This is a genomic window from Enhygromyxa salina, from assembly GCF_002994635.1.
GTDB classification, from domain to species: Bacteria; Myxococcota_A; Polyangia; order Nannocystales; family Nannocystaceae; genus Plesiocystis; species Plesiocystis salina_B.
Window position 1 is genome coordinate 21,950 of sequence record NZ_PVNL01000115.1, and the last position, 14,074, is coordinate 36,023.

The 14,074-nt window shown below is 66.6% G+C and carries 8 protein-coding genes; 4 read left to right on the forward strand and 4 right to left on the reverse strand.

Annotation, left to right across the window (positions count from 1 at the left end):
• Window positions 1-11 precede the first annotated feature (11 nt).
• Window positions 12-1,493 (forward strand): type VI secretion system contractile sheath large subunit, encoded by a 1,482-nt coding sequence (tssC, locus tag ENSA7_RS28495; protein WP_443655666.1) that lies wholly within the window; start codon window positions 12-14, stop codon window positions 1,491-1,493.
• A 97-nt stretch (window positions 1,494-1,590) separates the two neighbouring features.
• Here tssC and ENSA7_RS28500 read toward each other — a convergent pair whose 3' ends face one another.
• From ENSA7_RS28500 to ENSA7_RS28510, 3 genes are all read right to left on the reverse strand, one after another.
• Window positions 1,591-2,145, reverse strand: a complete 555-nt coding sequence (locus tag ENSA7_RS28500; protein WP_106092530.1) for a hypothetical protein — start codon at window positions 2,143-2,145, stop codon at window positions 1,591-1,593.
• On the reverse strand, window positions 2,142-2,696 hold the full coding sequence (locus ENSA7_RS28505) for a hypothetical protein (protein ID WP_106092531.1): 555 nt from the start codon (window positions 2,694-2,696) through the stop codon (window positions 2,142-2,144). The genes ENSA7_RS28500 and ENSA7_RS28505 overlap by 4 nt, the downstream gene beginning before the upstream one ends.
• 135 nt (window positions 2,697-2,831) lie before the next feature.
• Entirely contained in the window at window positions 2,832-5,666 is a 2,835-nt protein-coding gene (locus ENSA7_RS28510) for an eCIS core domain-containing protein (RefSeq protein ID WP_106092532.1), read from the reverse strand.
• Window positions 5,667-6,806: 1,140 nt separating this feature from the next.
• Here ENSA7_RS28510 and ENSA7_RS28515 point away from each other — a divergent pair.
• Both ENSA7_RS28515 and ENSA7_RS28520 read left to right on the forward strand, forming a co-directional pair.
• Window positions 6,807-8,771 carry a serine/threonine protein kinase gene (locus tag ENSA7_RS28515; protein WP_106092533.1) on the forward strand — a complete coding sequence of 655 codons (1,965 nt, stop codon included), beginning with the start codon at window positions 6,807-6,809 and terminating at the stop codon, window positions 8,769-8,771.
• A 21-nt stretch (window positions 8,772-8,792) separates the two neighbouring features.
• Complete coding sequence (locus ENSA7_RS28520) at window positions 8,793-10,619, forward strand: penicillin-insensitive murein endopeptidase (RefSeq protein WP_106092534.1); 1,827 nt, start codon at window positions 8,793-8,795, stop codon at window positions 10,617-10,619.
• Between the two features lie 6 nt (window positions 10,620-10,625).
• Here ENSA7_RS28520 and ENSA7_RS28525 read toward each other — a convergent pair whose 3' ends face one another.
• On the reverse strand, window positions 10,626-12,545 hold the full coding sequence (locus ENSA7_RS28525) for a M61 family metallopeptidase (protein ID WP_106092535.1): 1,920 nt from the start codon (window positions 12,543-12,545) through the stop codon (window positions 10,626-10,628).
• A 60-nt stretch (window positions 12,546-12,605) separates the two neighbouring features.
• Here ENSA7_RS28525 and pyk point away from each other — a divergent pair, with 60 nt between their 5' ends.
• Window positions 12,606-14,054, forward strand: coding sequence for a pyruvate kinase (pyk, locus tag ENSA7_RS28530; RefSeq protein ID WP_106092536.1), 1,449 nt, complete (start codon window positions 12,606-12,608; stop codon window positions 14,052-14,054).
• Window positions 14,055-14,074: the final 20 nt, after the last annotated feature.

A 14,074-nucleotide genomic window follows, 5' to 3' on the forward strand; every position in this document is an offset into this window, starting at 1 on the left:
GGCTCGATCAGATCAATCAGGCCGCGCCCGCGCCCGCGCTGAGCGACCCCAACCCCGCGCCGCCAGCTGGGCTGCTCGAGGACATGCTCGACAACGCCAAGGTCGTGAAGGACAAGCGCCTCGACGTTGGCAAGCGCTACAAGCCCGAGCAGATCGTCGTCGACAAGGCCGGCGTCGACGTCAACATCGTGCAGCTCGATCAGCTGCTCGCGGCCCAGGTCGACGCGATCCTGCACCATCCCGAGTTCCAGGCGTTGGAGGCCGCGTGGCGATCGCTGCGCTACCTGATCGCCAACGTCAACTTCCGCGAGAACACCGAGATCCACCTGCTCAATTGCAGCAAGGGCGATCTCATCGACGACTTCGAGGACGCCCCCGAGATCGCCAAGTCGGGCCTGTATCGACTGGTCTATTCGCGCGAGTACGGGACCTTTGGCGGCGAGCCGTTCGGGGTCATGTGCACCACCTACGAGTTCGATCCGGGCCCGCGCGACATGACCTTGCTGGCCAACTGTGCCGCGGTCGCGGCCATGGCCCACGTGCCCTTCATCGCCAACGCGGCGCCGCGCTTCTTTGGCGAGGCCAGCTTCGAGGGGCTCGCAACCTACTCCGACATTCGGGTGATCTTTCAGACCCCGCAGTACACCCGCTGGAACGCGTTTCGCGAGACCGAGGATTCGCGCTACGTCGGCCTGTGCCTGCCCCGGTTCTTGCTGCGTCCGCCCTACGAGCGCCACCACGTGCACTCGTTCACGTACAGCGAGCGAACCGTCAACAACAGCAGCTACCTGTGGGGCTACGCCTCGTTCGCGTTTGCGACTCGGGTCGCCGAGAGCTTCGCTCGCTATCGCTGGAGCCCCAACATCGTCGGGCCCACGGCCGGCGGCGCGGTCACGGGCCTGCCCATGCTGCCGTTTCGCTCGATGCGAGGGGTCTACGATCAAGAGCCGGATCCCGCCAAGCGCCGCGGCATCGAAGAGCGGATGCCAACCGAGATCCAGCTGACCGAGCGCCACGAGTTCGAGCTGTCCGAAGAGGGCTTCATCGGCATGGTGTTCCTCAAGGGCAGCTCGCAGGCGTGCTTCTTCTCGGCCAACTCGTGTCAAAAGCCCAAGGTGTTCGCCAACACCGAAGAGGGCCGCGAGGCCTCGCTGGGCGCCCGGCTCGGCGCGCAATTGCCCTACATCTTCATCGTCTGCCGGCTCGCGCACTACCTCAAGGTCCTGCAGCGCGAGGAGATCGGCCGGCACATGGAGCGGGGGGATCTCGAGCGCGAGCTCAACGACTGGCTGCGCCAGTACGTGTCCGACATGGACAACCCGGCCGCGGCCGTGCGCGGCAAACGGCCGCTGCGGCAGGCTCGGGTCAACGTTGAAGAGGTGCCCGGGCAGGCTGGGTGGTATCGGGCGCACTTGTTGTTGCGGCCGCACCTCAAGTATATGGGGGCCTCGTTTACGCTGTCTTTGGTGGGGAAATTGGAGCGGGAGAGCTGATCTTTGACCTGATAGGATTCCCGCGCGCGCCCATGTAAAGATGACGACGCAGTCCTGTCGATGCCACGTTACTCGATCCAATGCCAAGTCGCTCAACTCAGTGACGCGCAATCCCGCGCACGTCGGGACGAACGAGCACGCCGTCTTGTACATGGACCCAGCGCTGCTCGTCGGTCCGCAGCTCGACGCGAAGCTGGCAAGGTGCGTGGGCGCTACCTAGCGAGCCGAGGGTCTGGCTGTCTACATATACGATTAGCCCCCTCTCACTCGGGCACTCGAGCTCCTCGAACTCGTACGTGTCGTCGCCGCAAGTGAGCGTCACCTCAAATCCGCGTCGCTCGCCGATGGGCTCGTAGCGCCGCTTGGCCAGCGCGGCTCCGCTCCATCCCGTCCGATACCACGCGGTGCGATCGCGGATCTCGAACATCCACACCTCGTCGCCCGCATGGAGCACGCCGGGCTCGCCGGCAATCCAAAACGCCATCGGCCAGAGCCCCTCAGCCTGATCCTGATCAGTTACTCCGGTGCAGTCCGACGGCGTGTCGGTCGCTAGCGACCACGTGTGAACGTACACGGGGTGGGTGGTCACTCGCGCGCAGGCGAGCGAGGCGAAGGTCCACACGAGCGCGACCCAGCTTCCGCCGCGACTCACGGGCCCGCCTCCTCCCGCGGAGCCGAGAGCAGGAGTGGCCGCATCGAGGGCTGCACATCGCTCGAGTAGTAGTGCTGCTCCCAGTGTCCGTCGATACGCTTCGAAAGGAGCGTGAACCCACACCTCGTGCCCAGGGCTAGATCGGGATAGATCGCACGAATGTCCGCGGGATCGACGATCCCGAAGACTCGGCCGCCGCTCCGGCAATTGCGGACGGGTACCAGGTAACCCTCGGTCCCGAGGTCCTCTCCGCAGTCCAGTCGCAAGGCCCAGGCCGAGGCGGGACCCCACCGATACTCCGTGCGCGACGGGGTCTTGCGTGGAGGCTCAGCGTGGAGGATCCATGTCTCGTCGAGGGTGAGGTACTGCTCCACACCCCAGCTCGACTCACGCAGCGCAGTTCCCAGGGTCTTACACGACGCGTCCGCCGGAGCCTCGACGAAGCTGTGAATAGGGTACACGGACAAGTTGCAGCCGGACAGGGCGGACAGGCTCAGGCCGGACAGGCTCAGGCGAGCAATGAAGCTCCACAGCGGAAGTCGTCGGCGCACGGCGAGGCAACTATAGGTGAGGTCATCGCTTTCACATGCTGGATGTGCGCACGTCAGCTCACGCGTGTCCGCGGGGCCCAAAGGAGTCCGAGCCACGGGCGCGGAGCCAAGGGATGTCGCTCGCGCCTCGGCGAATCAGCTGCAGTCACCCGTCAGCGTCGCGCCCGCGATGAGCTGATACTCCGAGTCGCTGCTGGCGTCCGTCCTCAGCTCTTCGATGTAGCCCGGTTTGAGCTTTAGCTCGGCGAGGATCAGCTTGACGCGATCCTCGAGGTCCTTCGAAATAAAGTCCGGGCCGACGGTGACCTTCAGCTTCGAGCCAGCAGGCCGAATTGTGACATAGTCGCCCGGGCTGCGGACAAGGACTTCGATGGTTGGGGGCCGTGTGACGACGATGGTCTCCGGCCGGTTCGACATGGTCACCGCCCCGCCTGACTGAAGGAGGTCTTTGCTGTCGTCGCCGGCGATGGACAGCTTGTCCATCGCCGGCCGAACCACCTCGAGCCGACGCGCGGCCTTGTCGGCTCGCGCCTTCGTCTCGTTCGTTGGGTACATCTCGTGATAGGCGACCATTTGCGCGTCGTTGACCTCGGCGAGCCGCAGCCACTCGTAGGCGAGGCCGAGGGAGAACATGACAGTGCGGACGTCGCAGTCGTCCTCGCGCGGGACTCGGCCGGCCTGAGGCATCGTCTTTTGCGATCCCGGCCCGGTCTTCGAGCCGTCGAGCACGAACTGGGCGAGGCTATCGGGGTTGCGCAGCGCGAGCGCCCCGTGCTCGGCGCTCTGGAGATACTTGACCGAGCGATAGAGCGGCGAAGCGCTGTAGACGTCGAGCTCGAAGTTGTCGAGGACCTTGTGGAAATACTCGTGAAGAATCGTCGTGCCAAATTCGGCGCGGTTGAGGTCGTTGGCATAGTCCGATGAGTCGACGCAGACAGTGATGCGGCCCATCCCGTGGTAGCCACCCGCGCTGGCGCAGTAGGAATCGCTCGTCTTGTCCACGGAGCTGACGGTGGTCGGATCCTCCTTGACCTGTCCGGCCTCCGCGGCGTGCTCGAGCTGAACCTGCTCGACTCGATCGTCAATCTCCTCTTCACTCATAAACGCGACTTCTGACATGCAGTCTAGGAAGTCGAGCTCGTCGTCGTTGTATTTGCACGCTTCGAAGACGCGCTCGTCGGACGCGCCCTCAATTCGAGGGACGAAGGTCTCGTCGTCACTCGGATCGGTGTTCCAACCCCGCTCCATCGTCCTCAGGACCTGGCGGAGAGTCTCGATCAGTTGGTCGAGCTTCTCGAGCGTGAACTCGCCGAACGCCGCCTCGAAGGACGTCTGCGTGGTTCGGCTGCGTAACATGAGCTTCGGCCTCTTCCCGGTCTCCATCGACTTGGCGAGCGCTGCCTCGTAGTCCGCCTTCAGGATTCGCGTCTGGCCGAGCGCGTACTCCGTCCGGTGCTTCGCGCGAACGAGCTCGGCGACGAGCACGGACTGTCGGTCGAGCATCTCGTAGGCCGCTCCATCCTCGGGCTTGGAGTCCAGGCCCCGGGAGTGGAGTTGGGCGCCGATGGCCTGCTCCGTTAGCCGCTTGCGCTTGCGAACCGGCGGCGGCGGAGTCCCGACCGCGCACTCGGCCCCGAGGCGCTCGCTGCAGATCCCGCGCAGCTCGTCGTCATCATGGTGAGCCTCGTCGTAGCACGCGAGCTTGTTCTTGATCTCGTCGTCGACCACGTTCACAAATTCCGGGCGGCCACACGCGGTGGCCAAACACACGCGGCGAGCGCGGCGAGCTCTAAGGGAGCGCAAACGATCGAAGCGGAGATCCTCTTCGTCGACCCTCTTCACCCACTTCAACAGCTTGTTCGGGTTCTTGTCGACCTTATCGAGTTCGCGCTTTTCCGCCTCGCTCTGACCGCAGCGTGCGTTCGACTCCTCGTCCTCGTCTTCGCGCTCCTCGTCGGGACTACGCCGAAGCGCCGACTGCTCGACCATGGTCGAGATCGTTTTTGTATGGACGCTGGCACTGGTCTCGTCGGAGGCGCTGCGGAGACCACCTAGTCGATCGAGCGGCCGCGTCAGCCCATTGGCTTGGAGCGTGTGCGCGACCTCGTGGGCGAGCAAGCGCATGCCTGAGTGCGTCGTGGGCTGCATTTGCCCCGGTGCGAAAAATATGTTGTTTCGGAGGGTGAATGCCCGAGCGTTGATACGTGACGCGAGCAGCCCCGCGGGAGTGTCTGCATGAAATCGCACGTGTCCAAGCTCGACGCCGAGCCGCGACTCGAGGAAGCTGCGCGCCTGATCGGGCAGAGGCCGCCCCCCCATGCGGACCTGGCTGCGAAGTTGCTGCGCAAATCGGCTGCTAGCCTCCCCTCCACGCCAGCTCGCGCCGGGCTCTTCGTGGATTTCGTTTTCGCCTTCGACGCTACACTCCCCGCAGGTACGTAGCGCCTCGTCCTCGCAGGTCTGGCACTTGCGAGTCAGCAACTCGTCAGCGACCGAGCGCCGAAGCTCCTCGTGTTCCGCGACCTCGCAGCTGGCACATTTCCGCTGAACCACCAACGGTGGCTCACCAGGCAAGGCGGCCGCGCCCGCAAAGGCGCCGTGGCTTCGCGCTTCGGTGAGCTCCTCCTCTTTGAAATCCTCGGCCGCGGCCGCAGCTTCGGGCTCCGCGCCCGCGCGTTCGGGCGGGGGCCCGCCGACGAGTTCGCGGCTTGGCGCGGGCATTCGCATGACCCGGTCGGCGATCGTGTCGGCCTCACGTTCGAGCGGATCGTTGACGTTGCCTACCTCGAGCTTCGGCAGGATCTCCATCGACGACAGATTGCGGGCCCAATGCGCACTAGCGAGGGGCCCGCTGGAGCTGGGCTCCCAAACCTTTGGAGCAACGTAGGTCCCCGCAAAAGGCCGCTTTTGCGGCCTTTTCTTGCCTTGCTCGGGACCCTTGGGCCTAGGTATTAAGGGAGCGAACCTCATGCGCAAACACTAGCAGGCTCGCGTCGGCCAAACCATCCGCCCAAAGGTTGGGATCACGAAGAAATCGACTTGGCTCGCGTCGTCGGGATCGAGCCGAAACCCAAATTTGCGACGGGACCTTGCCGGCGCTGAAGTTTGAGCGGAGCGTAGGCCATTGCTGGTTATCGTAGTCCGACCGCTCGCACACCGGAACGGCCGGCGGCGCGGCGCAAGATGGTTAGAGATCGGCCGTGGATTCCCCAGCGCCTACGTACAGATGAAAAGTATTTGTAGTGGTTTCGGGCGTTCTGTGCCGGAAGAAACGGGGGAATCCTGTTTGCCGAGAACGAGTTTCAGGTGGGGAGCGGGCAGATCGTGCGGGTGGTCAACGGTGTCACGGTCGACAGCTTTGCGTGCGACCTCCAGACACGATGTCAAGCGTATCGGTGCGGGATACGCAGGGCAGGGCATCTTCGTGGTCTCGACGCTCACAGATTGCGGGTGGGGGAGGCGATTTCCCGCAGGATGGGTGTATTTGTAGCGTCAGCTCAAAGGGTGGGCTCAATCCAAGGGCTCTGGCGGAGGCGCCGAAGCGAACGCGTCGCTCAGCAGCGCGCAGACCTGTAAGCGTGCGACTTCGCTGCGATCACGGGGACGATGAGCTCGAGCACGGACGATCCTCCTGATCGCCGAGCCCGTTGACGGCACGCACGCGATTGACGGCGAGACGGACGTTCGTTCACTGCGCGAGCGTTCGGGTCCACGGGCGGTAGTCGCCGCGCGTCCGGGAGGTCACCGACGCCAAACAGTCCGACGCTCCATGCTCGACGCTCGGCTCTGCCCGGAGCGGCCCACCGCCGAACTCCACCTTCGCCGGCCGGTCGCGGGTACTGGGTCTCGCTGGCGATCTGCTCAGGGCGACCTGCATGCGACCGACGCCCGCGTGCCCGGAGTAGTCCCGAAAGTCTGCGAAAAGCGCGCATTGGCGAGATGAGACAGCTGAGGGTCGCTGTTGGGGCTGGCCAGAGATGCCGTGTGTGCGTGGGTGTAAGATGAAGCGGGGTTGGCGCTTTGCGCACTGCGTTGCTGTGTCGTCGCGAACGATCGGGTAAAGTCGCTCGACATCGGCCAGGCGTATCTTCCCCTGGCCGTGGAGTCTTCGTGTCGGAACCGACTGAGCTCAACCCAGGTGCCGGTGGTCCACCCCAGATCCCCGGCTGGAAGCCCCCGCCCGACTTGATCGGGACGGTGCTGGCTGATCGCTACAAGGTCATCTCCACCCTCGGCGACGGCGGGATGGGTTCGGTGTACCTCGGCGAGCACGTCACGCTCCGCAAGAAGGTCGCGATCAAGGTCCTCAAGCAGGAATTCTGCCATGACCGGACCAACGTCGAGCGCTTCCTGCAGGAGGCCCGCGCGGCGTCCATGATCCGTCACGAGAACATCGTCGACATCATGGACTTCGGTCAGGTGCCCGGCGGATCGGTGTTCTTCGTGATGGAGCTGCTCGAGGGCAGCGACCTCTCCGAGATGCTCAAGAAGGTCAAGCGGCTGCCGTGGCTGCGGACCCGCAACATCTTGCTGCAGGTGGTTCGCGCGCTCCGGGCCGCGCACGAGTCGGGGATCATCCACCGGGACATGAAGCCCGGGAACGTGTTCTTGATCGCGCGCAGCAGCGCCCGCGACTACGTCAAGGTGCTCGACTTCGGCATCGCCAAGGTCGACGATCAAAACACCGGCCTGACCCGCACGGGCGCAGTGTTTGGCACCGCCGGCTACATGGCCCCCGAGCAGGCCTGCGGCGATCCAGTCGACGGTCGCACCGACGTCTACGCGGTCGGCTGCATGATGTTCGAGATGTTGACCGGGCGCACGCCGTTCCCGGGCACCAACTTCATGCGGGTGCTGACCCAGCACATGAACGAGCCGGCTCCGCCGCCGCGCGACGTGTGCCCCGAGGCCGACATCTCGGATGAGGTCGAGACCATCATCCTCACGGCGCTGGCCAAGAAGCCGCTCGATCGCTTCCCCGACATGGCGGCGTTCGAGAAGGTGATCGCCCAGGCCAACGGCGAGGTCGCCACGGTCCCGCCGCAGAACCGACCGCGGACCGACAAGGGCACGCTGGTGCTCGACGACGACGGCATGATGTCGCCGTTCGCCGGCATGACGCCCGGGGCTCCGCCGCCCGGCTACCTCAACCCCGACGATATCGAAGAGTTCGACGAGCAGCCCAACGCCGACGCAACCATGATGCTCGACGGCATGGGCGGCGTCTCGCTCGGCGGCGACGGTGGTGGTGGCGGCGACGCAACCATGATGCTCGACGGCATGGGCGGCTACTCGATCGGCAGCGACGGTGGCGGTGGCGGCGACGCGACCATGATGCTCGACGGGCTGCCCGACGGCGGGTTCGCCGGAGCCGAGGGAGCCGACATGTCCGCCGCCACCGGATCCGCGGCCCGGCCGAGCGGGCGCGCGTCCTCGCAGGACGCCACTCGCAAGAAGCTCTACATGATCCTCGGCGGCGTCATGGGCCTGCTGGTCCTGGTGATCGTGCTTGGGTTGGCGTTCAGCGGCGGCCGCAAGAAACAGGTCGCGGCCGCCGACTCGGATGACAAGCCCGCGGACAAGGTCAGCGCCGAGACCGGTAAGGAGCCGGCCGACAGCGGCACGCCAGACGAAGACGACGGCGGCGCCGCGGCAGACTCTGCCGCACCCGAACCCGTGCCGGAGCCCGATCCGGTGCCGGAGCCCGATCCGGTGCCGGAGCCCGATCCGGTGCCGGAGCCCGACCCGGAGGTCCTCGAGCCAGTGCCCGAGGTCAACCCAGTCAAGAAGCCCACGGGCCCCGCGACCATCAAGGACACGCTGTCCGACAGCGACATCAGCAAGGGCATCAAGCGGGTCCAAAAGAAGGTCAGCGCCTGCAAGAGCCAGGGCGGCCTGCCGGGCATGAAGGTCCAGGTCAACTTCTTAATCTCCGAGGGCAAGGTCAAGACCGCCTCGGCTCGCCCGCCGCACACCAGCAGCCCGGTCGGAAAGTGCGTGGCGGCTGCGGTCAAGGGTGCCAAGTTCACGAAGGCCAAGCAGTCGAAGCTCGTCGACCACACGTTTGCGCTGTAGGGGGCTGCGGCTCGCACAATCATGCAGGGCAGGATCAGGATCACCGGCCCCGACGGCCGCAGCTGGCACGTCCCGTTCACGGGCGCGCAGCTGTCGATCGGGCGCACGGCCGACAACGATCTGGTGCTCGAGCAAGGCGGTGTGTCCTCGCGCCACTGCGTGATCGGCCGCGACCCCACCGGGGTGTTCGTGATCCAGGATCAGGGCTCCACCAACGGGACCTGGCTCGCCGAGCAGCGGGTCCAGGGCACGGTGGCGCTGCAGCCCGGCATGAAGGTCACGGTCGGCAGCTACATTCTCGAGCTCGAGGCTGGCGCGGTCGGTGGGGCTGCGCTCGGGGCCGCGAGGCCAGCGACTGGTGCGGGGCCGATCGTCACGGCGCCGATCGGCGTTCGCGCTCGCGGTCCGTTGATCCGTGGGTCCGCCGATGAGCGAGCCGAGCGTCGGTTCCTCGATCGCGTGACCCGCTACGCCGCGGAGTGGGACAAGAGCGGCCGCCGCAGCCGTCTGCTGCTGCGCGGCCGCAACCTTCGCCAGGCGATCGAGTTCATGGACCGGGGCGCCGACCTCGACGAGTCGTTCGGCGAGCTCGAAGAGAGCTTCATCCGCGCGTCGATCGAAGGCCGCGATCGCAACAAGGTGGTTCGCATCGCCGGCGTCGCTGGAGGAGCGCTGCTGCTGATCGGGGCCGTCACCTCGATCGCCACCCACGACTGGAGCAGCGACGAGGTCGCCGTCGACACCGACGAGTCCAAGACCCCGGACGAGCCCGACGACGACGGCGGCTCAATCGAGATCATGAAGCCGCTCGAGCCCGATGGCGACGGCGCGGCCCGGGTCGAGAAGACCACGATCGAGCACGTCGTGATCCCGGCCGAGACCCTCGAAGAGATCGCGCTGCGCTACTCCGTCTCGCTCAACGCGGTCATGCGCTGGAACGGCATCGACGAGAGCACCCCGCTCGAGCCCGGCCGCATCCTCGAGATCCAGACCGACAAGGTCCCGCTGCCGCAGCAGCAGCTGACCTACCGGACTGACAAGCGCGAGTCGTGGTCGAGCCTGGCCAAGCGCTTCGACGTGCCCGTGTCCAAGCTGCAGGCCTACAACCCCGACGTCGGCGACTCGATCAAAGTCGGCGCCGAGCTGACCGTGTGGGTCGATCCCAAGCCGCTGCGGCGCAAGGACGTGCAGATCCCCGAGTTCGTCGTCCGCCCCGACGCGATCTCGGTCGGCGCCCCGCAGAGCGGCAAGATCCTCAACGCGATCAACTTCCCCGAGAACGACAGCCTCTACAAGCGACGCAACCCGCAGATCATGTGGTGCGGCAGCCACATGGCCCAGCACCTGCAGCACGCGATCGCCTCGTTCCGCTTCACCTACGAATTCGAGGGTGAGATCGTCGTCGCGGACATGAGCAAGCAGCACGGTGGCTTGTTCAACCCCCACAAGTCGCACCAGGCCGGCCGCGACGTCGACATCTGGCTGCCGAGCCTCAAGGGCGTCTACCAGCCCAGCCACATCCGCGAGGGCCACGAGCGCCGCCCGACCTCCGAAGAGGCCGACTGGTTCGCGCTCTACGGGTTCTTGAAGGCGCTGTACGAGACCCGCGAGGTCGAGGCCGTGTTCCTGGCCTACGAGCTGCACGACCGGGTCTACAAGGCCGCCAAGCTGATGGGCGCCAGCGACGAAGAGCTCGACGCGATGATCGCCTACCCCCGCGGCGCCCATCACCGCAAGAGCCTGCTGCAGCACTCGGCGGGCCACACCCACCACGTCCACGTGCGGTTCAAGTGCGGGCCCAACGACGAGTGTTCCAAGGGTGGGGCCGACTTCGATCCTGGCGACTGAGCCCGGTCATTCAGTCTCGAGGTGCTCGAGCAGCCACAGCTCACGGACCCGCGCGAGCTCGAGGTCCCCGGCCTGCTTCGGCGCGGTGCAGCCCACCCGCGGGTGGGGATTCGCGGCGGTCGTCAGCGATCGGGTCTCGAGCCGCTGGCCCCGAAACAAGCTCACGCTCGCCGTCGCGCCCACGCCGAGATCCATCAGCCGCTCGTTGGCCTCGCGCACGTCGCTGACGCGGGAGCCGTCGATCGCAATGATCTCGTCGCCGTGCATCAGCCCGGCGCTGGCGGCCGGTGACCCCGGCGCGATCGCTGACACGCTGCGCGACCCGCTGACCCCCGACCACACCGCGTCGCGCCCGTCGGCGTCGCCCAGCTCGACCACAAACCCAGCTTGCTCGAGCAGCGCCGGCAAGGGCAGCTCTTCGGTCCCGTACACGTAGCGATCAAAGAACCACCGCATGTCCTCGCCAGCCTCGGCCGAGGCCGCGGCCACGATGTCATTGATGTCGATCGCCGCCGACCCCGACACGGGATCACGCTGCGCCCACAGCCGACGAAACAGCCCGTCGAGCGAGCCGCTCGTGTGGTTCGCCCGCCCGCGCAGGCGCAGGCTCAGATCCAGGCACACCCCGATCAGGTTGCCCTTCTCGTAGTAGCTGATCGTCGTCTCACTGTGGTTGGCCTCGGGCTTGTACGCCTTGATCCAGGCCTCGCGCGAGAGCGACGCGATCGGGGTGTGGTTGCGGCCAGGCTTGCGCAGGTAGCCGGTCCACGTCCTCGCGATCTGCTCGAGGTACTCGGTGGGCGTGACCAGCCCGGCCCGCAGCAGCGCCCGGGTCTCCATGGTCTCGGTGAAGCCCTCGTGAAACCACAGCAGCTCCGAGTAGGTCTCGTGCGCGTAGTCGAAGGGGCCCAGCACCTCGTCGTGGATGCGCTTGACGTTCCACAGGTGAAAGAACTCGTGGGCGACCAGGCGCTGGACCTGGGCGTAGCCGTCCGCCCGCGAGAACACCCACGGGTCGACGATCATCGCCGTCGAGTCGCGGTGCTCGAGCCCGCCGCCGCCGGCCGGATCCGCGACCATCAAGAAGCTGTAGCGATCGAAGGGCAGCCCGTTGAGCGTGCGCGCGAACGAACGAACGACCTGCTCGGTGTCGGTCGCGAGCCGCCCGATGTCCGCGTTGGTCCCCGCCGGAGCCACGAGCACGAACTCGAGCGGCTTGCCGGCGACGACGAACTCGCGGACCTGGGCCGCGCCGAGCAGCAGCGGGCTGTCGGCCAGCTGGTCGTAGCTGGCCGCCGTGTACACCAGCTGCGACGTCGACGAGCGCGCGAGGGCCGTGTGCACCGGCCAGTCCGGCGGCGGCTCGAGCTCCAGCGTGGCCGCGCGGTTGGTCTCGCCGACCACGTACATGAACACGCTGGTGCCGTTGAGCAGCGCGAAGCGATCATCCACATACGAGGTCCGAACGCTGAGCTCGTCGGCGAACACCTCGTAGTCCAGCGCGAAGCCCTGGCCCGCGTTGGAGACCGACCAGGTCTGCTTGTCGTTCCGCGTGACCGGCAGCGCCGCGCCGTCGAGCGACCTGGCCTCGACGTCGTACACGTGCTTGCCGAAGTCCCGGATCAAGTACGAGCCCGGGGCCCACGCTGGCATCGCCACCTGCGTGGTCTTGCCGCGGGCGTCGCTGACCTCGAGGTGGACGTGGACGTAGCGAGTCGTCGGCGCGGGGATCGACAGGTGATAGCGAACCGCGCCGGGCCGCGCCCTCGACTGGCGCTTGCCCGCCTGCGCGAGCGTGGGCAGCGTGATCCCCACGAGCAGGGCGGTGACCAGTCCGATGATCGAGCCGATGATCAGGCTGGGCCTCAGGCTTGGTTGCAGGCCTGTGACACGCAGACGGGGGCGGGGGGCTCGGCGCTCCAGCATCTACCGCAGTGTAAACGGGCCCACTCGGCGCGCCTCCCCGCTTGTGTCAGTATCGCGGCGATGGAGCAGCGACGCGCCAAAATCCTCGCGACCCTCGGGCCGGCCAGCAACACCGACGAGATGATCGGCGCGTTGCTCGACGCGGGCGTGGACGCCGTGCGTCTCAACATGTCGCACGGCAGCCACGAGGACCACACGCTGGTCTACACGCGCGTGCGCGAGCAGGCCAGCATCCGTCGCAAGCCCGTCGCCGTGCTCGGGGATCTGCAGGGTCCCAAGATCCGCGTGGGCAAGATCCCCAAGCCCGGCATGGAGCTGGTGACCGGCGGCGAGCTCGTGTTCATCGCCGATCTCGACGCCCCGATCGAGCAGGGCCGGGTCACGATCGACTACGCCAGCTTGCCCGCCGAGGCCAAGGTCGGCGAGCGCGTGCTGATGGACGACGGCGCGCTCGAAGCTCGGATCACCAAGATCGAAGGCAACGAGGTCCACACCATCGTCGTCAACGGCGGCCTGCTCGGCCCGCGCAAGGGCGTCAACCTGCCCGACTCCGACCTGAAGCTGCCCTCGCTGACCGAGAAGGACAAGGTCGATCTGCGGTTCGCGCTCGAGCTCGGGGTCGACATGATCGCGCTGTCGTTCGTGCGCGGCCCCGAAGACCTCGAGCTGTGCCGGGCCTTGATGCACGAGTACGGCCGCGAGGTCCCCCTGGTAGCGAAGATCGAGAAGCCCGAGGCCGTGCAGCCCCACGTGCTGCCCAAGATCATCGAGGTCGCCAACGGCATCATGATCGCCCGCGGCGATCTGGGCGTCGAGATGGGCCCCGAAGAGGTCCCGCTGATCCAAAAGCAGCTGATCAAGCTCAGCAACGAGCACGGCAAGCTGGTCATCACCGCCACGCAGATGCTGGACTCGATGATCCGCAACCCCCGCCCGACCCGCGCCGAGGCATCCGATGTCGCCAACGCGATCCTCGATGGCAGCGACGCCGTGATGCTCTCGGGCGAGACCGCGGCCGGCAAGTACCCGGTCGAGTCCGTCAAGACCATGGACCGGATCGTCCGGCGCATCGAGCAGACCGAGCGCTACTGGCTGGACCCGCCCAAGGACATGCAGCTCGGGCACACCACCAACGCCGTCGCCCGGGCCGCCGTGATCAGCTCGCGCAGCCTGCCCGACTGCAAGGGCATCATCTGCTACACCGGGACCGGCGGCATCGCGCGCCTGGTCAGCGACTACCGCCCCAAGGTCCCGGTCTACGCGTTCACGCCCGAGCCGGCGACCTTTCAGGCCCTCGCGCTGTACTGGGGCGTGATCCCGATCCGGTTCCAGACGTCCTCGCCCAACGGCGAGACGATCTTCATCGACCTCGACCACGCCGCGATCGACCGGGGCCTGTTCGAGCGCGGGGATCGCGTCGTGATCGCCCTCGGATGGCCTCTGAAGGCACGTACGCCGGTGAACATGCTCAAATTGCACAAGATCGGCGAGAGCTTGCGCGGGGCTTGAGGCAGTGATATCAACCGCGT